The sequence below is a fragment of the Ruegeria sp. R13_0 genome, from assembly GCF_017743995.1.
GTDB lineage: Bacteria > Pseudomonadota > Alphaproteobacteria > Rhodobacterales > Rhodobacteraceae > Ruegeria.
On the sequence record NZ_JAGHRB010000004.1, the window covers coordinates 239,590 to 257,962 of the forward strand.

20 protein-coding genes are annotated in these 18,373 nt (G+C 60.7%); 16 read left to right on the forward strand and 4 right to left on the reverse strand.

What is annotated here, in order from left to right:
- Window positions 1-339 (reverse strand): hypothetical protein, encoded by a 339-nt coding sequence (locus J7394_RS07275; protein WP_170375995.1) that lies wholly within the window; start codon window positions 337-339, stop codon window positions 1-3.
- The gene (locus J7394_RS07280; RefSeq protein ID WP_209251947.1) at window positions 336-1,256 is read right to left on the reverse strand and encodes a DnaJ C-terminal domain-containing protein; all 921 of its coding nucleotides are present in this window, start codon (window positions 1,254-1,256) and stop codon (window positions 336-338) included. Before J7394_RS07280 ends, J7394_RS07275 begins: the two co-directional genes overlap by 4 nt.
- A 159-nt stretch (window positions 1,257-1,415) precedes the next feature.
- Between J7394_RS07280 and J7394_RS07285 the strand changes: the two genes are divergently transcribed.
- Window positions 1,416-1,799, forward strand: coding sequence for a hypothetical protein (locus J7394_RS07285; protein ID WP_170644204.1), 384 nt, complete (start codon window positions 1,416-1,418; stop codon window positions 1,797-1,799).
- On the opposite strand, the gene J7394_RS07290 is transcribed toward J7394_RS07285, so the two are convergent.
- Entirely contained in the window at window positions 1,800-2,897 is a 1,098-nt protein-coding gene (locus tag J7394_RS07290; RefSeq protein WP_209251949.1) for a cystathionine gamma-lyase, read from the reverse strand. It abuts the gene before it with no gap.
- A 3-nt stretch (window positions 2,898-2,900) separates the two neighbouring features.
- Window positions 2,901-3,743: a TIGR00730 family Rossman fold protein gene (locus J7394_RS07295; RefSeq protein ID WP_170644200.1), complete on the reverse strand. Its 843-nt coding sequence runs from the start codon at window positions 3,741-3,743 to the stop codon at window positions 2,901-2,903.
- A gap of 79 nt (window positions 3,744-3,822) precedes the next feature.
- Between J7394_RS07295 and J7394_RS07300 the strand changes: the two genes are divergently transcribed.
- The 15 genes from J7394_RS07300 (at window position 3,823) to J7394_RS07370 (ending at window position 18,346) form a co-directional block, all read left to right on the forward strand.
- Complete coding sequence (locus J7394_RS07300; protein WP_209251951.1) at window positions 3,823-4,734, forward strand: threonine/serine dehydratase; 912 nt, start codon at window positions 3,823-3,825, stop codon at window positions 4,732-4,734.
- Window positions 4,735-4,778: 44 nt separating this feature from the next.
- Window positions 4,779-5,378 carry a GntR family transcriptional regulator gene (locus tag J7394_RS07305; protein WP_209251953.1) on the forward strand — a complete coding sequence of 200 codons (600 nt, stop codon included), beginning with the start codon at window positions 4,779-4,781 and terminating at the stop codon, window positions 5,376-5,378.
- Window positions 5,379-5,487: 109 nt separating this feature from the next.
- Window positions 5,488-6,315: a 2,3,4,5-tetrahydropyridine-2,6-dicarboxylate N-succinyltransferase gene (dapD, locus tag J7394_RS07310; protein ID WP_209251955.1), complete on the forward strand. Its 828-nt coding sequence runs from the start codon at window positions 5,488-5,490 to the stop codon at window positions 6,313-6,315.
- 108 nt (window positions 6,316-6,423) lie between these two features.
- On the forward strand, window positions 6,424-7,050 hold the full coding sequence (locus tag J7394_RS07315; RefSeq protein ID WP_209251957.1) for a LysE family translocator: 627 nt from the start codon (window positions 6,424-6,426) through the stop codon (window positions 7,048-7,050).
- A gap of 48 nt (window positions 7,051-7,098) precedes the next feature.
- Complete coding sequence (locus tag J7394_RS07320; RefSeq protein ID WP_170375977.1) at window positions 7,099-7,443, forward strand: hypothetical protein; 345 nt, start codon at window positions 7,099-7,101, stop codon at window positions 7,441-7,443.
- A gap of 70 nt (window positions 7,444-7,513) precedes the next feature.
- On the forward strand, window positions 7,514-8,899 hold the full coding sequence (locus J7394_RS07325; RefSeq protein ID WP_209251960.1) for a trypsin-like peptidase domain-containing protein: 1,386 nt from the start codon (window positions 7,514-7,516) through the stop codon (window positions 8,897-8,899).
- Between the two features lie 3 nt (window positions 8,900-8,902).
- On the forward strand, window positions 8,903-10,216 hold the full coding sequence (locus J7394_RS07330; protein WP_209251962.1) for a replication-associated recombination protein A: 1,314 nt from the start codon (window positions 8,903-8,905) through the stop codon (window positions 10,214-10,216).
- Window positions 10,217-10,310: 94 nt separating this feature from the next.
- Entirely contained in the window at window positions 10,311-11,117 is an 807-nt protein-coding gene (locus J7394_RS07335; RefSeq protein ID WP_209251964.1) for a crotonase/enoyl-CoA hydratase family protein, read from the forward strand.
- A gap of 117 nt (window positions 11,118-11,234) precedes the next feature.
- On the forward strand, window positions 11,235-12,278 hold the full coding sequence (locus J7394_RS07340) for an RluA family pseudouridine synthase (protein WP_170459807.1): 1,044 nt from the start codon (window positions 11,235-11,237) through the stop codon (window positions 12,276-12,278).
- Window positions 12,275-12,946, forward strand: a complete 672-nt coding sequence (locus J7394_RS07345; protein WP_209251966.1) for an HAD-IA family hydrolase — start codon at window positions 12,275-12,277, stop codon at window positions 12,944-12,946. Before J7394_RS07340 ends, J7394_RS07345 begins: the two co-directional genes overlap by 4 nt.
- 4 nt (window positions 12,947-12,950) lie before the next feature.
- Window positions 12,951-13,658: an ATP12 family chaperone protein gene (locus tag J7394_RS07350; RefSeq protein ID WP_209251968.1), complete on the forward strand. Its 708-nt coding sequence runs from the start codon at window positions 12,951-12,953 to the stop codon at window positions 13,656-13,658.
- A 207-nt stretch (window positions 13,659-13,865) separates the two neighbouring features.
- A complete protein-coding gene (locus J7394_RS07355) occupies window positions 13,866-14,882 on the forward strand; it encodes an amino acid ABC transporter substrate-binding protein (RefSeq protein ID WP_209251970.1) in 1,017 nt (338 codons plus the stop codon).
- Window positions 14,883-15,007: 125 nt separating this feature from the next.
- On the forward strand, window positions 15,008-16,240 hold the full coding sequence (locus tag J7394_RS07360; protein ID WP_170375961.1) for an amino acid ABC transporter permease: 1,233 nt from the start codon (window positions 15,008-15,010) through the stop codon (window positions 16,238-16,240).
- A 3-nt stretch (window positions 16,241-16,243) separates the two neighbouring features.
- The gene (locus J7394_RS07365) at window positions 16,244-17,542 is read left to right on the forward strand and encodes an amino acid ABC transporter permease (protein WP_209251972.1); all 1,299 of its coding nucleotides are present in this window, start codon (window positions 16,244-16,246) and stop codon (window positions 17,540-17,542) included.
- A gap of 12 nt (window positions 17,543-17,554) precedes the next feature.
- The gene (locus J7394_RS07370; RefSeq protein WP_170375957.1) at window positions 17,555-18,346 is read left to right on the forward strand and encodes an amino acid ABC transporter ATP-binding protein; all 792 of its coding nucleotides are present in this window, start codon (window positions 17,555-17,557) and stop codon (window positions 18,344-18,346) included.
- Window positions 18,347-18,373: the final 27 nt, after the last annotated feature.

Genomic DNA, 18,373 nt, shown 5'->3' on the forward strand with positions numbered 1-18,373 from the left:
CTACCCGCGACGAAAGCGGGCGGTTCCGATAACCTCAATCAGTTGCTGCCGCACGGGATCGGGTTGCGCCTCGACCGCGTTCAGAACTTCACGCAGTTCAGCGCGTAGCCCGTGCATCTGGTCGATCAGAGAGATCATCATCGACAAAGCATCAGCCTCCATATCGTATTGCTCGTGCAATTCGCAGGCCAGTTCCAGCCGGGCGACGTCGATGCTGTGGTAGACCACGCCTTGATCTGATTGCTCAGGGATCACGATCTCGGCGGCCAGGTATTCGGTCAGGCGGTCCGAGGTCAGGCGAGTGATGGTTTCGATCAGTTCCTCTTCGGTCAGGGTCATGACGGCATTCCTTTCCGAGGATCATAGCGATGGGCGTCGCGCCATGTCTCCATGAATTGCTTGAGGTCGTCGTCGATCTGGTCGGGCAGGGCGACGGTGAGTTCGATCAGTTGATCCCCCCGCTCGGATGAGCCGCGTTTTTTGACTCCCTTGCCCCGCAGGCGCAGGGTTTTGCCGCTGCTGGTGCCTGCCGGGACGGTGACGTTGACGCCACCGTCGATTGTGGGGGCAGGGACTTTGCCGCCCAGTACAGCCTCATCAATGGTGATCGGCAATTTGATGTGGATGTCATCCCCCTGCCGGTCAAACACCGGATGGTCCGCGACCGAAATGGTGACCAACGCATCCCCCGGAGGCCCCTCACCATAGCCCGGAGCGCCCTTGCCTCGCAGCCGGATCGTCTGGCCTGTGGTGATACCCGCCGGGATTTTAACCTCGATCCGGTTGCCATCGGGCAGAGTCAGTTTCTGGCTGGCCCCAAACACGGCATCCAGAAAGCTGATCTGTAGCGAGTAATTCAGATTGTGACCCGGCGCATGGAATTCCTGTGTGCGCTGGCCGCCAAAGCCACCGCGTCCACGCATGAATTCGGCGAAGATGTCTGACATGTCATCCGGGTCCGCCTGCCGTCCGCGATAGGGGTTTCCGGCGGCCTCGGCATAGTCGCGATAATATTGCTGTTGAGGGCGCTCCTGACCCGAAGCGTCAATCTCGCCATTGTCATAGCGGGCACGGGTTTCGGGGTCTTTCAGCAGATCGTAAGCAGCGGCGGCGTCTTTGAACTTGGCCTCGGCCTCGGCATCACCGGGTTTGAGGTCCGGGTGGCATTCCTTGGCGATGCGCCGATAGGCTTTCTTGATCTGGGCTGCACTGGCGTCTTTGGCGACGCCGAGGATGGAATAGGGATCGTCGCTCATCTCACCTCTCGCGGATGTGGGTCGGTCTGATCTTTATGAATGTGTTTTATCATGCGATTTCAACCGACCAAAAGGAAGAGGCAATTGAATTGGCTCGAAAAATCCTACAGGCTTGATAATATCTGCATGTCTGTACCTGTTCATACACGGAGAGCCTGAATGTCGCGCAGAATCAAATCCGCTCTGGCCCTGCTGGCCGGGAATGCCATCGGCCTGTTGCTGGCGTCGCTCATTTTGAACGGCTTTGCCATCAAGCCGATCTCATTCATCGTTGTGGTGCTTGTGTTCACCGTCGTTCAGGTGATTGCCGAGCCGCTGATCCTGAAGCTTGGGGAAAAGAAGGCGCCGGCGCTCAAGGGTGGGATCGCGTTGATCGTGACCTTTGTGGGTCTGCTGGTCACCGACCTGATTGCCTCGGGGCTGACGGTTGGGGGTGTTTCCAACCTGCTGGCCGCAACGCTGTTGGTCTGGCTGGGGGCGTTGATCGCCAGCGTGGTGCTGCCGATCTACGTGTTTAAGGAACTGCGCGAAGCCAAGAAATAGTCAGAGCGCGTTCAGGCTGGCCTCGAACGCCTGCCAAAGCTCATCAACCGGCTCACACCCGACCGAAAGGCGGATGAAGGCGGGGTCGACAGCGTCTCCCCAGCGCGCGCGGCGCTCGGCTGAGCTGTGAACGCCGCCGAATGACGTGGCGGGCCGCAGCAGAGGGCAGGTGTTGATAAAGGCCTCGGCCTTGTCTTCGCTTTCCAGCGTCAGGGATAGCAGGAACCCGAACCGCGTGGTCTGGGCCTGCGCCAGCGCGTGGGAGGGATCGTTCGACAAGCCGGGATAGCGGATGTGCTTGACTGCCGGATGCGCTGCCAGACGCTCGGCTAGCACCTGGGCCGAGGCGCACATGCGGTCAAAACGCACGTCCAGAGTCTCGAGCCCGCGATGCAGAAGCCATGCTTCGTGCGGTCCGGGGATTGAGCCTGAGACGCGGCGCCATTCCTCAACTCGCTCCATGATCTGCGCGTCGCGGCTGGCGACGTGGCCCATCAGCATGTCCGAGTGCCCGCCCATGGCCTTGGTGTCCGAGGACACGACCACGTCGATACCCAGATCCAACGGCCGCTGGCCCAGCGGTGTCAGGGTGGTGTTGTCGGCAATGGTGATGCCTCCGGCAGCGCGAACCTGTTTGGCCACATCCGCAAGGTCAATCATGTCGAGGCCGGGGTTCGAAGGGCTTTCTACGAAGACCACGTCGAAGCCCTCAAACCCTCCGTCTGCAAAGCTTGTGGTCGGCCGTTCTTCGACCGCAACGCCCATTCGGGACAAGAACCTGTCCGCCAGCAGGCGCGTCACGTAGTAGCCATCCGATGGGATCAACAGGCGCGAACCGGCCTGAACGGTTGCAAACAAAGCGGCCGAGATGGCCGCCATGCCCGACGGGAAGCTGAGGCAGGGCGCGTCCTCAAGATGGGACAAGACATGTTCCAGATGCACCCAGGTCGGGTTGTCGACGCGGCCATAGGTGGCATGCCCATCCGGCAGGCCGGGCAGGTGGTACATGCTGCTTTGGGTCAGTGGCAGGGCGACGGGTTCGCCCTTTTCCAACGCGTTGCCACGCAGGTGAAGCATTTCTCCGGGTTTGTTGGCCATGGCTCAGCGTCCCGGAATGGCGTCGCGAGGCGGGGCGGGTTCCCAGTTTTCGATGATCTCAACCGCTTCTTGCGCGGTGTCGACGAAGCGGAACAGGTCGAGGTCTTCGTCCGAGATCGTGCCCGCATCGGCCAGCGCTGACCAATTGATGACCTTTTCCCAGAATTCGCGACCAAACAGCAGGAAGGGCACACGCTCCATCCGTCCCGTTTGGATCAGGGTGAGGGACTCGAACAGTTCATCCATCGTGCCAAACCCGCCGGGGAAGATGGTGATGGCGCGGGCGCGCATCAGGAAGTGCATCTTGCGGATGGCGAAATAGTGGAAGTTGAAGCTGAGGTCCGGCGTGACATAGAGGTTCGGCGCTTGTTCATGCGGCAGAACAATGTTCAGACCGATGGAGCAACCACCCGCATCCTGCGCGCCGCGGTTTCCGGCCTCCATAACGCCGGGGCCACCACCCGTGACGATGACGTTTTCGCGGCAGCCGGTCTCATTCGACTTCTCGGTCATAAGCCGCGCGAACTCGCGCGCCTCGTCATAATATTGCGATAGACCGGCCAGCGTTTCGGTGCGCGCGGTGTGTTTCTGCGACGGTTCCGGAATGCGCGCACCGCCGAACATGACGATGGTCGAGGTGATCTCGCGCTCGCTCATGATCATCTCGGGCTTCAGCAGTTCCAGCTGCAGACGCACCGGGCGCAGCTCATCACGGCAGAGGAATTCGTCATCGGCGAAGGCCAGACGATAGGCCGGAGACCGCGTTTGGGGCGTGTCCGGCACCTCGCTCGCGGTCGAGCGGTCGGTCTGCGCGTCGCGGAAAGGGCTGTGGCGGTCTTCTCTCATTGGTGAACGATCCCTGCTTGCGTGTTTGACAAACAGCTATAGGGTTCGCGGGCAGAGTGCCAGTCACGGAAAGACAAGAATGGATTGGAAAACGGAAATTCAGGCGGCAGCAGAACGCATTGCCGGTCACGCGCAGATAACCCCGGTGATGGAGAGCCATATTCCCGGCTATCCGATCGAGCTGAAGCTTGAGCATATGCAGCACACCGGCAGCTTCAAGGCGCGTGGGGCGTTCAACACGTTGCTGAGCATGGAGGTGCCGCAGGCGGGTGTTGTGGCGGCCTCGGGCGGCAATCACGGGGCGGCAGCCGCCTATGCAGCGCGCGCGTTGGGACATCCGGCCAAGATTTTTGTGCCAGAGATTGCGGGCCCGTCCAAGATTGCCCTGATCGAACAGATCGGCGCGGATCTCAGCGTGGTGCCCGGCGAATATGCCAACGCGCTGGCGATGGCGCAGGCGCATGAGGACAAGACCGGCGCAATGCAGATCCACGCCTATGATGCGCCCGCCACGGTCGCCGGGCAGGGCACATGCTTCGCCGAATGGGAGTCGCAGGGCTTGCTGGCCGATACCGTCCTGATTGCCGTGGGCGGCGGCGGGCTGATCGCAGGCGCTCTGGCCTGGTTTCAAGGCGCGCGTAAGGTCGTGGCGGTCGAGCCTGAGACCTCATGCGCGTTGAACGCCGCCTTGCAAGCCGGTGAGCCGGTCGATGTTTCGGTTTCCGGCGTTGCGGCCAATGCGCTGGGCGCGCGGCGGATCGGGTCGATCTGTTTTGAACTGGCGCAAGGGATGGAGTCGGTGCTGGTGTCCGATCAGGCCATATCTGAGGCGCAGCGCGCGCTGTGGCAAGCGCATCGCATCCTTGTCGAACCCGCCGGAGCCGCCGCCTTGGCGGCGTTGATGTCGGGGGCCTACACGCCAGAGCCGGGCGAACGCGTCGCCGTTCTGGTCTGTGGCGGGAACATTGCACCGGACCCGTTTGCAGGCTGAATTATCGCCTTGTGAAAACAGGTTGAGGATTTTATCTATAATTCATGAGCGCCACGATTGCCGATACAATCTACGAAAATCTCAGGCAGCAGATCATCACCGGTGATCTGAACGCCGGTGAGAAGCTGCGCCAGGATCACATCGCCAAGGCCTTTGAGACCAGCCACGTCCCTGTGCGCGAGGCTCTGCTGCGGCTCGAAGGGCATGGCCTTGCCAAAAGCGAACCGCGGCGCGGTATGCGGGTCGCCGTTCTCGACCCGGCGGAGGTGCGCGAAGTGGTCGAAATGCGCGTGGTGCTTGAGCCTTTGGCCCTGCAGCATTCCGTGCAGAACATGACACCCGGCGATGTGAAGCGCGTGGATGAGGCGCGGATCGCTTGCGACGAGGCGCAGACCATGCCCGACTGGGAAACGCGCAACCGGGTCTTTCACCGGGCGCTTCTGACGCCCTGCGGTATGCCGCGCCTGCTGCATACGATTGATGACCTTCATATCGCCAGCGCGCGTCATCTGTTCGCCCATTGGCGACCCAAGTGGAAACAGCGTGTCGACAAGGATCATCTGGCGATTGTTCAGGCGCTGAAACACAAGGATCTTGCCGCGGCAACGACCATCCTAATCCGGCATATCCGCCGTGCCAGCTGAGGGCCGCACGATTCCGCCGCAAAAGAGCCCCTGTTCGTCGCATTGCGCCGTGGGCTTGGCTTTCGTATAGGCCACACCGACACGAACAGATTCTGTAGGGAGACGCCCAATGTCCAATGCGCAACTGGAAGCCGCCATCGAAGCCGCATGGGAGGCGCGCGATACAATCACCCCCGCAACCACAGGCGAGCAACGCGAAGCCATCGAAGACACGCTGAACGCGCTGGATAGCGGCGCATTGCGCGTTGCCGAAAAGCTGGACAGCGGTGACTGGCATGTAAACCAGTGGGCCAAGAAAGCGGTTCTGCTGGGCTTCCGTATCAAGGACATGGAAATTCAGACCGGCGGCCCTCAGGCCGGTGGCTGGTGGGACAAGGTGGACAGTAAGTTCGCCGGTTGGAGCGAAGACAACTGGAAGGCCGCCGGTTTCCGTGCCGTGCCCAACTGCGTTGTCCGCAAATCTGCCTATATCGCGCCAGGCGCAGTGCTGATGCCGTCCTTCGTGAACCTCGGCGCCTATGTCGACGAAGGCACCATGGTGGATACATGGGCGACCGTCGGGTCCTGCGCGCAGATCGGCAAGAACGTGCACCTGTCGGGCGGCGTCGGGATCGGCGGCGTGCTGGAGCCGATGCAGGCTGGCCCCACCATTATCGAAGACAATTGCTTTATCGGCGCGCGCTCTGAGGTGGTCGAAGGCTGTATCGTGCGCGAAGGCTCGGTTCTGGGCATGGGCGTGTTCATCGGCAAATCGACCAAGATCGTCGACCGTGAGACCGGCGAGGTCACCTATGGTGAGGTTCCGCCCTATTCGGTGGTCGTTGCAGGCTCGATGCCATCGAAGAACAACATCAGCCTCTATTGCGCGGTGATCGTGAAACGGGTGGATGAAAAGACCCGCTCGAAAACCGGGATCAACGAGCTGCTGCGCGATTGATCCGCGACACGCGAGATTGACAAAAGGCCGTGGCATCGCACCACGGCCTTTTTTATGGCCGGGTCCTGTTGTTATACCGGCCAGCACGAACCGCAAGAAAGAGACGCCATGATCCCCATAGATGTCGCCCTTCTGTTCATGGGTGCCGCCATCGCGCTGGCCGCCGTACCGGGGCCTGACAATATTTTCGTGATGACGCAATCGGCGCTGTATGGGCGCGTGTCGGGGGTGATCGTGACGCTGGGCCTAGCCTCGGGGCTGATCGTGCACACCACGGCGGCCGCGCTCGGCGTTGCAGTGATCTTTCAGACCTCGCAAACCGCCTTTGCCATCCTGAAATACGCAGGGGCGGCCTACCTTGTCTATCTGGCATATCAGGCGTTCACGGCGTCCGGATCAAAGCTGAATGCCGAAGATGCCCCACGCATCCCGACCCGCAAGCTGTACCTGCGCGGGTTGATCATGAATATCGCAAACCCGAAGGTGACGATCTTCATTCTGGCGTTCCTGCCGCAATTCGTGGATCCGGCCAATGGCCCTCTGATCCCGCAATTCTATCAGCTGGGGGCCTTGATGTTTTTGGCCACGCTGATCGTGTTCGGTGGGGTTGCGCTTGCGGCGGGCACTCTGGGGGCGCTGCTGAGGGGGTCGGCGTCGGTTCAGCTGTGGCTGAACCGCGTGTCGGGCATGATTTTCGTGGCCCTTGCCCTCAAGCTGGCCACGGCTGAGCGTTAGTCTGGGCCGTGCTTGACCAATCTCTGGCGCGGCGCTAAGGCCCGTGACATGGAAAAGCAAAAGAAACCCTCTCGTCAGCAAGTCTACACCCTGCTCGTGCAGATCGGCCGTAAGGAGGGCGATGGCCTGCCAGATGGCGCGACCGGAGCGGCCCTGATGTGCTTTGCCAGCGGCGTGGATGAGGCCGAAGCGGTGCGTGAAACGGTTGCGATCCTGAAACAGGCCGACACGGCCCCTCTGGACGTGACAGGCTATGGCACATTGGCCGAGCGCGAGGCGCAGGGGCATGACATCGACCCTGATGAACGCGCCCTGATGCAGCGGGCACTGGACGAGAACGCGGTCATTGTCGCGCAGATGACACCGTTTTTTGACGAAGGTGCAAAAGGCTGACGACTGGCCTTCTTGCATTGACGATCCGCTCGGCGCATATCCAGAGGGCTTTACTGGATTGAGGTTCCTCATGCGTCGCTGGATTTTCATCGCTGTTTCGGTCGCCATGGCATCGGTCGCTCATGCCGAGACGCGCGTCCCTCAATCCCAGGCCGAAATCTCGCTTGGCTTTGCCCCCGTGGTGAAAGAGGCCGCGCCTGCAGTTGTAAACATCTATGCCAAGATCGTGCGGCAGGGGCGGTCACGGCCGTTATTCTCGGACCCGTTCTTTCAGGATTTCTTTGGGCGCGGATTTGGAGAGCCTCAGCAGCGGGTCCAGAACTCGCTCGGGTCCGGCGTGATCCTGTCCGAGGATGGCTATGTGGTGTCGAATTACCACGTGGTCGGCTCGGCCACTGAAATTCGCGTAGTCACAACCGACCGGCGCGAATTCACCGCCGAGGTGGTGTTGGGCCATGAGGAAAGCGATATCGCGATCCTGCGGCTGGAAGAGGCTCAGGACCTGCCCTTCCTGAACATGCGCGATTCGGATCATGTTGAGGTGGGCGAGTTGACCTTGGCGATTGGTAACCCGTTCGGGATCGGGCAGACGGTGTCCTCGGGCATTGTCTCGGGATTGGCGCGCACAGGCACGGCGACCGGGAATGCGCGCGGCTATTTTCTTCAGACCGATGCGGCGATCAACCCGGGCAACTCGGGCGGGGCCTTGATTGACGTCAACGGCGATCTGATCGGGATCAACACCTCGATCCTGACGCGGTCCGGTGGTTCAAACGGGATCGGCTTTGCCATCCCCGCCAATCTGGTGGCCGAGTTCTTGCGGCAGGCGCAAGAGGGCAATGACACGTTTGTCAGCCCCTGGGCGGGAATGAGCGGCCAGCACATGAGCGCCGACATTGCCGAGTCTTTGGGTTTGGTGATCCCTATGGGCGTGGTGATCTCGGATTTGCACGACCTGAGCCCTCTGGCCGAGGCCGGATTGCGGGTTGGCGATGTGGTTACCCATGTGGACGGGGATGAGGTGAACTCTCCGGCTGAGATGAAATTCCGCATGTCCGTGGCGGGGGTCGGAGGCACATCGGTGCTGACTCGGCTGCGCGGTGAGGAAAGCGACGACGTAGAAGTGGCGCTGATCCGTGCGCCCAATACGCCGGATGCCGAAAAGACGACCTTGGATGAACGCACCGTACTGCCCGAACTGACCGTCTCGGGCGTCAACCCGGCGGTGATCATTGATCTGGGGCTGAAACTGTCCCAATCCGGCGTCGTTGTTGTGGACCCCGGCCCATATGGCGCCCGCGCGGGTTTGCGTGCAGGCGACGTTCTGGAGGCGATCAATGGCGCAGACATCGCGCGTCCCAACGACGTGGTGCGCGCACTGACCGATCCTGGGCGCAGGCTTAACATGGTGATCCAGCGTGGCGGCCGCAGCCTGTCCCTGCGATTCCGGCTGTAGCGTATGAGCGATCTGTTCGACACCAGAGCGGCCGAGCCTGCCGCGAACCCGCACCGCCCTTTGGCAGACCGCCTGCGCCCGCAAACGCTGGCCGAGGTGATCGGGCAAGAACAGGTTCTGGGCCCCGACGCGCCTTTGGGGGTCATGTTGGCCTCGGGCAGCCTGTCCAGCCTGATTTTCTGGGGGCCTCCGGGCGTTGGCAAAACGACCATCGCGCGGTTGCTGGCACAGGAAACCGATCTGCATTTCGTTCAGATCAGCGCGATCTTTACCGGTGTGCCGGACCTGAAAAAGGTATTCGAGGCCGCGAAAATCCGGCGTCAGAACGGACAGGGGACGTTGCTGTTCGTGGATGAGATCCACCGCTTCAACAAGGCCCAGCAGGACGGGTTTCTACCCCATATGGAAGACGGGACCATCCTGCTGGTCGGGGCGACGACCGAAAACCCGTCGTTTGAGTTGAACGCCGCGGTTCTGAGCCGGTCGCAGGTTCTGGTGCTGGAGCGCCTGAGCCTTGCCGATCTGGAACGTCTGACCCAGCGGGCCGAGAAAGAACTGGGCAAAGCGCTCCCCCTGACACCTGCGGCGCGCGATTCACTGCACGAGATGGCAGATGGCGACGGGCGGGCTTTGCTGAACCTCATCGAACAGGTTGCCGCATGGAAGGTTGATGCACCGCTGGACCCGGATGCGCTGTCGACGCGGCTGATGCGCCGCGCGACGAAATACGACAAATCCGGCGATGAGCATTACAACCTGATCTCGGCCCTACACAAATCGGTGCGCGGGTCCGACCCGGACGCAGCGCTCTATTGGTTTGCGCGGATGCTGACCGGGGGCGAGGACCCACGCTATCTGGCCCGTCGCATTACGCGCATGGCAGTTGAGGATATCGGTCTGGCCGACCCTCAGGCGCAGGCGATCTGTCTGCAATCGTGGGAGACCTATGAACGGCTCGGCTCCCCCGAGGGAGAGCTGGCGCTGGCGCAGGCACTGGTCTATCTGGCGCTGGCCCCGAAATCGAACGGGGCCTATGTGGGCTACAAGGCCGCGATGCGCCTGGCGAAGCAATCTGGCAGTGAGCCGCCGCCCAAGCACATCCTGAACGCGCCCACCTCGTTGATGAAGGATCAGGGCTACGGCGACGGTTACGCCTATGACCACGATGCAGAAGATGGGTTCTCGGGTCAGAACTACTTCCCCGAGACGATGAAGCGACCTGTGCTGTATCAACCGGTCGAACGTGGGTTCGAGCGAGAGTTGAAGAAGCGGCTGGACTATTTCGGCAAGCTGCGCACGCAGCGCAACAGCGGGTAACGCAGGGTCAATTTCACGCTGCCGTGGCGTCACAGGCGACAGGAGGTGCCCGTCCGGCTTCCCCTGGGTCAATGACCATGAGGGAGGACATGTCATGCCCGTTTCCATAGACAAAACCGAAAACGTTTGGACCATCATCCATGACCGGCCCGAGGCGCGGAACGCTGTTGATCCGGATCATGCAAAGGCTCTGGTGGATGCGTTTCTCGAGTTCGAACACGGCCCTGCAAAGGTTGCCGTTTTCTGGGGGAAGGGGGGCAATTTCTGCGCCGGGTGGGACTTGAAGCTCGCCGCCAGTCTGTCTGACCCTGAATTGGGTGAGGCCTATTGCGAGAAACACAGCTTTCCTATTGGATCCGCCACCTCGACGCTCGGGCCAATGGGGCCATCTCGGCTGGAATTGTCAAAGCCAGTCATCGGAGCAATCGACGGTGCAGCCGTCGCCGGCGGGATGGAGTTGGCCTTGTGGTGCGACATACGGGTGATGGCTGAGACGGCCTACCTTGGGGTTTTTTGTCGCCGCTGGGGAATTACTCTGATGGACGGCGGCACAGTTCGCTTGCCGCGCTTGGTTGGGCAGGGCAAAGCGCTTGAGATCGCTCTGACCGGGCGCAAGGTCGCGGCTAAGGAGTGCCATCGGATCGGGTTGGCAGAGAAAGTCGTGCCGCACGGAGAAGCGCGGGCCGCTGCCGAGGCCATAGCCTGCGACATCGCCCGTTTCCCGCAGGAGGCTGTGCGGGCCGACCGACGCTCGATCATCGAAACGCGCGGGATGTCAGTGCGCGACGGGCTAAAGGTTGAATGGGCCAACGGTCTGGAGGCGATCCGGCGCGAGGGGACCGCAGGCGCAGGGCGGTTCCGAGACGGGGCCGGGCGACATGGAGATTTCTTGAATATCTGAAACACCTACGATTGCTTGACTCTCGACCCGTTGCAGGCCACAGACGCGCATGTTTTCTAGGATGTTGGTAACAGGATACTCCGGGCGGATCGGCCGTGCGGGACAAGGGGCGATGGCATGAGTGGCGTGCAGATGATTACGGTCGCAGAAGGTGACGGAGACCAGCGTGTGGATCGCTGGCTACGCCGCCTGTTTCCGCATGTCAGCCAAGGGCGGATCGAAAAGATGTGCCGCAAGGGTGAGCTGCGCGTAGATGGCAGCCGCGCCAAGGCCTCGACCCGGCTGGAGGTCGGGCAGGTCGTCCGCGTGCCCCCTCTGCCGGATGCCGATCACAAACCGGCTGAGGTAAAGCGCAGCGTGTCCGAGGCGGATGCGAAAATGATCCAGTCCTGCGTGATCTATCGCGACGATCACGTCTTGGCGCTGAACAAGCCGCACGGCCTGCCGGTGCAGGGCGGCAGCGGCCAGACCCGCCACGTAGACAGCCTGTCAGAGGCTTTGCGCTTTGGCTATGATGAGAACCCGCGGCTGGTCCATCGGCTGGATAAGGACACCTCGGGCGTTTTGCTTCTGGCTCGCACGCGAGAGGCTGCGAAGGGGCTGACGGCTGCCTTCCGCCACCGCGACACACGCAAGATCTATTGGGCGCTGGTCGCCGGTGTACCGACGCCTTATCTGGGCGAGATCAAGACCGGTCTGGTCAAGGCCTCGGGCCATGGCAAACAGGGCGAGGGCGAAAAGATGATCCCCGTCCATATGGGCGACATCGACAGCACCCCGGGGGCGAAGCGGGCACATACCCATTACGCGACGCTCTACCGTGTCGCGGGCCGCGCCGCTTGGGTTGCGATGGAGCCGATTACGGGCCGCACCCATCAGCTGCGCGCGCATATGGCCGCGATCGGGCATCCGATCATAGGCGACGGCAAATATGGTGGCTCGGGCCAGGAAAACCTTGGCGATGGTTGGGGCGCGCAACTGGGCGGGATAATCAGCAAGAAACTGCACCTGCACGCACGCCGTTTGTCTTTCCAGCACCCGATGACCCGCAAGCCGATCACGGTCGAGGCCCCTCTGCCCGAACATATGAAGCACAGCTGGGATACATTTGGCTGGACCGAAGACCTTGCCGCCGACGACCCCTTCGAGGAGCTGCAATGAGCGCACCTCTGCGTTTGGTCCTGTTCGATGTCGATGGCACGCTGGTCGACAGTCAGGGCAGCATCGTCCATTCGATGACGGCCAGTTTTCAGGCCGCCTCGGTCGAGGTGCCAAGCCGCGAAGCCATCCTGTCGATTGTCGGCCTGTCTTTGCCTTTGGCCATTGCACAGCTTGTGCCACAGCAGTCTACGACGGTTCAGGCGCAATTGGTTGACGGGTACAAGCAGGCCTATCACGCGCACCGGCTGGATCTCGGCGCGGCGAGTTCCCCCCTTTATCCCGGCGCGCGCGATGCGATTGAAGCCCTGCATGCGGTGCCCGAGATTCTTCTGGGCGTCGCCACAGGCAAATCGCAACGCGGTCTGGATGCGCTGATCGAAGCGCATGGGTTGGAGCGCTATTTCGTCACCCGGCAGGTGGCGGATCATCACCCCTCAAAACCTCATCCCTCGATGGTTCAGACTGCGCTGGCGGAAACCGGCGTTGAGGCCGCGCATGCGGTCATGATCGGGGATACCAGCTTTGACATGGACATGGCCGCCGCTGCAGGCGTGACCGGGATCGGGGTGTCGTGGGGGTACCATGACACGGCTGCGCTTAGTGCGGCCTCTTGTGTGATTGAAACATTCGACCAGCTGCCGGATACGCTGGCAACTCTTTGGAAGTGAAGACATGAGCGACTGGAAACCGAAACGCTTTTGGACAAACAGCACCGCGGTCGAGGCCGAGGACGGCTATACGGTCGAACTCGATGGCCGCCGGGTCAAAACGCCAGCCAAGGCCGCGTTGATTCTGCCGACCGAAGCGATGGCCGAAGCTGTCGCTGCCGAATGGGATGCGCAAGACAAAGAGGTCGACCCGACCACCATGCCCTTTACCCGATCAGCCAATGCGGCGATCGACAAGGTGCGCATCCAGCACAGCGAAGTGGCGGATATGTTGGCGGACTACGGTGACTCCGATCTGCTGTGCTATCGCGCCACCCATCCTCAGGAACTGCAAGAGCGTCAGGCCGCAGACTGGGATCCCGCGTTGGACTGGGCCGCCGAGACCCTGCAGGCCCGACTGATTCCCGTGGCGGGCGTCCTGCACCAGCCTCAATCGGCTGAGGCGTTGGCGCAGTTGCGTCAGCAGGTCCATGCGCTGGATGCGTTTCAACTGGCGGCCTTCCACGATCTGGTCAGCTTGTCCGGGTCGTTGATTCTCGGGTTTGCCGCAGCGCAGGACTGGCGCGAACCGGACGAGATATGGCGCATTTCGCGACTTGATGAGGCCTGGCAGATCGAACAATGGGGCCATGATGACGAGGCCCACGCCGTGGCGGAAACAAAGAAAGCCGCGTTTTTGCACGCCAAGACCTTCTTCGATCTCTCTGTTTGATCCTTCCAACGTTGGTTTTTTTACGCATCTGCCTAATCCAGAGGCGGTGACCCATCGTTTTCCCTGATCCGACCCTTGACGTTTGTTTATGAATGCGACCAAACTCAAGCCCACTAAAGGGGAGACACCTTTGGGGTAACCTTTCCGGCATCCACTATGCCGGGCAGAGCCGCCCTTACCGGGGCGGAAAATCAGGAAGAGGTAAAAATGAAAAAATCCGTAATCTTGGGCGCGGCAACAGTGGCCGGTCTGGCCGCAGGTGCAGCCGCGGCGGGAACTGTAGACGACGTCAAGGCGCGCGGCACTCTGAACTGTGGTGTGACCACCGGTCTGGTTGGCTTTGCTGCACCTGACGCGAATGGCGAATGGAAAGGCTTCGACGTATCGCTGTGCCGTGCCGTTGCCGCCGCTGTACTGGGTGACGCAAACGCAGTTGAATTCGTTCCGACCACCGGCAAGACGCGCTTCACCGCTCTGGCCTCGGGCGAGATCGACATGCTGGCCCGTAACACCACATGGACCTTCAGCCGTGACGTCGACCTGAAGTTCGAATTCACCGGCATAAACTACTATGACGGTCAGGGCTTCATGGTTCCCAAGGCACTGGGCGTAAGCTCGGCCAAGGAACTGGACGGCGCAACTGTCTGCATCCAGACCGGCACCACCACCGAGCTGAACTTGGCCGATTTCTTCCGTGCAAACAACATCAGCTACGAGCCGGTTCCGATCGAAACCAACGCCGAAGCGCAGCAGCAGTACCTGGCTGGCGCATGTGACGTTTACACCACCGACGCTTCGGGCCTGGCCGCAACCCGCGCCACGTTCGAAAACCCCGGTGACCACGTCCTCCTGCCCGAAATCATCTCGAAAGAGCCGCTGGGTCCGCTGGTCCGTCACGGCGATCACGAGTGGGGCGATGTTGTCCGCTGGACCTTGAACGCACTGGTTTCGGCTGAAGAGCTGGGCGTGACCTCGGCGAACATCGACGAGCTGGCAGCTGGCACCGACAACCCGGAAGTCAACCGTCTGCTGGGCACCGAAGGTACCCTGGGCGAGATGCTGGGTCTGGACGCACAGTGGGCCATGCGCGCCATCAAGGCGGACGGCAACTATGGTGAAGTGTTTGCCAAGAACATCGGTGAAGAAACTCCGATCGGTCTGGCACGCGGCCTGAACGCTCAGTGGACCGAAGGCGGCCTGCTGTACTCGCCGCCTTTCCGCTAAGACATCCACGGAAAAGGGCGCAGGACATCCTGCGCCCTTTTTCACTAATACTTACGCGAACGGACGCAGAGCGGGGACAACCTCGCCAAAAAAACAAAGTCCGCTAGCTACGGGGATTCCAAAATATGTCGACTATGACTGACCCGCCGAAAGCTGATTTTCGGCTGTCGATGCTCATAAACGATACCCGCTACAGATCGCTGACCTTTCAGGTGATCGCGGCTATCGCTATTGCGCTATCCATTTGGTATCTGGGCAACAACCTGATCCAGAACCTTCGGGCCGCCGGCCTGAACATATCCTACACATTCCTCGGCGATTCCGCCGGGTACGACATCAACCAGCGTCTGATCGAATATGACAGCCAGTCCTCGCATGGGCGGGCCGCGGTTGTGGGGCTTTTGAACACGCTGCTTGTGGCGTTTCTGGCCTGTATCACCGCAACGATATTCGGTGTGATCGCCGGGGTTCTGCGGCTCTCGAACAACTGGCTCGTCTCAAAGTTGATGGCGGTCTATGTCGAGATCTTCCGCAACATTCCGGTTCTGATCTGGATCATCATCATCTTCACGATCATGACGGCTGTTCTGCCGGGTCCGCGGGCGTTCCGCGGTGATAACCCGACGTCGAGCATGCTGTTTGACGCCTTCGCTTTCACCAACCGTGGGGTCTATATCCCCCGTCCGGAATTCGCACATGGTCTGTTCAGTGCAACCATTCTGAACTGGCTGTTGGTGATTGCCGGTCTGGTCGGATCATGGTTCGCCTCGCGCGAGATCGAAAAGCGGGCGACCAAGAAGCAGGAAGAGACCGGTGAACGCCCCAGAACGCTGCTGGTGAAACTGGGCGTCTGGCTGGTGCCGTTTGCGTTGCTGATGGTTCTGATGGGCCTGACCTGGGACATTCCCGCGCTGAAGGGCTTTAACTTCAGCGGAGGTATCAAGGTCGGTGGTCCGCTGATCGCTTTGTGGTTCGCGTTGTCGATCTACACCGGGGCCTTCATCGCGGAAAACGTGCGGGCCGGTATTCAGGCGATCTCGAAAGGTCAGACCGAGGCTGCGGCCGCGTTGGGTTTGCGTCAGGGTCGGATCATGAATCTGGTCATCCTGCCGCAAGCGCTGCGGGTGATTATTCCGCCGCTGATTTCGCAGTACCTCAACATCACCAAAAACTCGTCTCTGGCGATTGCCGTTGGCTACGCGGATATCACCGCGACGCTGGGCGGTATCACCCTGAACCAGACCGGTCGTGCGATCGAATGTGTTCTGCTGCTGATGCTGTTCTACCTCACCGCCTCGCTGGTGATCTCGATGGTGATGAACGTCTACAACGCATCCGTCAAGTTGAAGGAGCGCTGAGCCATGGCCGATCAAACAACCAATCCGATCGCCTTCGTGGCCGACGGCACCATCCCTCCCTCACCGCCTCCGGCGAATGAGACGGGCGTGGTCAAATGGCTGCGCGAGAACCTGTTCTCGGGCGTTGCCAACACCATCCTGACGGTTCTGTCGCTGATCCTGATCTACATCCTTCTGAAGAATACTCTGCCGTGGATTCTGAACGGGGTGTGGAATGCGAACTCGCTGGCCGAGTGCCGTGAGATTCTAGGTGGCAAGACAGGCGCGTGTTTCGCGGTTCTGACCGAACGCTGGCCTCAGCTGATCTACGGCTTCAAATACCCGGTTGACGCTTACTGGCGCCCCAACCTGGCCTTTGTGCTGATGCTGGTGGCCTTTGCGCCGGTGCTGTTCTTCGACTTGCCGCGCAAGTTGCTGATCTTCACAGCGCTTTACCCTTTCATTGCGTTCTGGCTGATCTGGGGCGGCACCATTCTGGTTCCGCTTGTGGCCCTCGTGGGTTGCGTCGCGGGCGGTGCCGTGTTCCAGAAGTTCGGCAAGAACAGCTTTGCTGCCGGCTTCTTCGGGGCAATCATCGTTGCGCTGGTCGTTTGGAATGTTGGCGGAGCGCTGATCCCGGAAGGGGCGTCAGAGAACGCGTGGCTGTCCGCTGTTCCCAGCCGTGATCTGGGTGGCTTCATGCTGAATATGATGCTGGGCGTCACCTGTGTGTCGCTGTCGGTTCCGCTGGGCATTGCCCTGGCGCTGGGCCGCCAGTCCGACATGCCGCTGATCAAGTGGGTGAGCGTCATCTTCATCGAATTCATCCGTGGCGTGCCTCTGATCACGCTGCTGTTTGTGGCTTCGGTGATGCTGGCCTACTTCTTCCCGCCTGACAGCACGGTCGATCTGTTCCTGCGCGTTGTGATCATGATCACCATGTTCTCAGCCGCCTATATCGCCGAGGTGATCCGCGGCGGTCTGGCAGCGCTTCCACGTGGACAGTACGAAGCAGCAGACAGCCTTGGTCTGGATTACCCTCAGGCGATGCGTCTGATCATCCTGCCGCAGGCTCTGAAGATCTCGATCCCTGGTATCGTGAACGTGGCTGTTGGCCTGTTCAAGGACACCACATTGGTTTCGGTCATTTCGATGTTCGATCTGGTGGGCATGATCCGAGGCCCCATCCTGGCGTCAACCGAATGGAACGGCGTCTATTGGGAGCTTCTGGGCTTTGCCGCGCTTCTGTTCTTCGTCGTCTGCTACGGCATCTCTCAATATTCTCAGTGGCTCGAGCGTCGCCTTGCCACCGATCATCACTAAGGAGTTCAACACATGTCTGAACTTGCAATTGACCGCGAAATTGACCGCTCGAAGATGCAGGTGAGCGACGAGGTCGCCATCGACATCAACGGAATGAACAAGTGGTACGGCTCGTTTCACGTGCTGCGCGACATCAATCTGACCGTCAACCAAGGCGAACGGATTGTTATCGCGGGCCCGTCGGGCTCGGGCAAATCCACCTTGATCCGCTGCCTGAATGCGCTGGAAGAACACCAGCAGGGCAAGATCGTGGTGGATGGGATTGAACTGTCGAATGACCTGAAAAACATCGACAAGATCCGGTCCGAGGTTGGTATGGTGTTTCAGCACTTCAACCTGTTCCCGCATCTGACCATTCTGGAGAACTGCACGCTGGCCCCGATCTGGGTGCGCAAGACGCCCAAGAAAGAGGCCGAAGAGCGCGCGATGCATTTCCTTGAGAAGGTGAAGATCCCAGATCAGGCGCTGAAGTATCCCGGGCAGCTGTCCGGTGGTCAGCAGCAGCGTGTGGCGATTGCCCGTTCGCTTTGCATGATGCCGCGGATCATGCTGTTCGATGAACCGACCTCAGCGCTGGATCCCGAGATGATCAAAGAGGTGCTCGACACCATGATCGAACTGGCCGAAGAAGGCATGACCATGCTCTGTGTGACCCACGAGATGGGCTTTGCCCGTCAGGTCGCCAACCGCGTGATCTTTATGGATGCCGGGCAGATCGTGGAACAGAACGAACCGGAAGAGTTCTTCAACAACCCCAAGAGCGAACGCACCAAGCTGTTCCTCAGCCAGATCCTCGGACACTGATCGAGATTACATCAAAGGAAAAGGCGG

Excerpts from the sequence above, each read along its gene's own strand:
- J7394_RS07365 (WP_209251972.1), top strand. The coding sequence starts at position 16,244 with ATGGCCGATCAAACAACCAATCCGATCGCCTTCGTGGCCGACGGCACC.
- J7394_RS07345 (WP_209251966.1), top strand. The coding sequence starts at position 12,275 with ATGAGCGCACCTCTGCGTTTGGTCCTGTTCGATGTCGATGGCACGCTG.
- J7394_RS07300 (WP_209251951.1), top strand. The coding sequence starts at position 3,823 with ATGGATTGGAAAACGGAAATTCAGGCGGCAGCAGAACGCATTGCCGGT.
- J7394_RS07360 (WP_170375961.1), top strand. The coding sequence starts at position 15,008 with ATGTCGACTATGACTGACCCGCCGAAAGCTGATTTTCGGCTGTCGATG.
- J7394_RS07340 (WP_170459807.1), top strand. The coding sequence starts at position 11,235 with ATGAGTGGCGTGCAGATGATTACGGTCGCAGAAGGTGACGGAGACCAG.
- J7394_RS07320 (WP_170375977.1), top strand. The coding sequence starts at position 7,099 with ATGGAAAAGCAAAAGAAACCCTCTCGTCAGCAAGTCTACACCCTGCTC.
- J7394_RS07355 (WP_209251970.1), top strand. The coding sequence starts at position 13,866 with ATGAAAAAATCCGTAATCTTGGGCGCGGCAACAGTGGCCGGTCTGGCC.
- J7394_RS07335 (WP_209251964.1), top strand. The coding sequence starts at position 10,311 with ATGCCCGTTTCCATAGACAAAACCGAAAACGTTTGGACCATCATCCAT.
- J7394_RS07315 (WP_209251957.1), top strand. The coding sequence starts at position 6,424 with ATGATCCCCATAGATGTCGCCCTTCTGTTCATGGGTGCCGCCATCGCG.
- dapD (WP_209251955.1), top strand. The coding sequence starts at position 5,488 with ATGTCCAATGCGCAACTGGAAGCCGCCATCGAAGCCGCATGGGAGGCG.
- J7394_RS07285 (WP_170644204.1), top strand. The coding sequence starts at position 1,416 with ATGTCGCGCAGAATCAAATCCGCTCTGGCCCTGCTGGCCGGGAATGCC.
- J7394_RS07330 (WP_209251962.1), top strand. The coding sequence starts at position 8,903 with ATGAGCGATCTGTTCGACACCAGAGCGGCCGAGCCTGCCGCGAACCCG.
- J7394_RS07370 (WP_170375957.1), top strand. The coding sequence starts at position 17,555 with ATGTCTGAACTTGCAATTGACCGCGAAATTGACCGCTCGAAGATGCAG.
- J7394_RS07350 (WP_209251968.1), top strand. The coding sequence starts at position 12,951 with ATGAGCGACTGGAAACCGAAACGCTTTTGGACAAACAGCACCGCGGTC.
- J7394_RS07295 (WP_170644200.1), bottom strand. The coding sequence starts at position 3,743 with ATGAGAGAAGACCGCCACAGCCCTTTCCGCGACGCGCAGACCGACCGC.
- J7394_RS07325 (WP_209251960.1), top strand. The coding sequence starts at position 7,514 with ATGCGTCGCTGGATTTTCATCGCTGTTTCGGTCGCCATGGCATCGGTC.
- J7394_RS07305 (WP_209251953.1), top strand. The coding sequence starts at position 4,779 with ATGAGCGCCACGATTGCCGATACAATCTACGAAAATCTCAGGCAGCAG.
- J7394_RS07290 (WP_209251949.1), bottom strand. The coding sequence starts at position 2,897 with ATGGCCAACAAACCCGGAGAAATGCTTCACCTGCGTGGCAACGCGTTG.
- J7394_RS07275 (WP_170375995.1), bottom strand. The coding sequence starts at position 339 with ATGACCCTGACCGAAGAGGAACTGATCGAAACCATCACTCGCCTGACC.
- J7394_RS07280 (WP_209251947.1), bottom strand. The coding sequence starts at position 1,256 with ATGAGCGACGATCCCTATTCCATCCTCGGCGTCGCCAAAGACGCCAGT.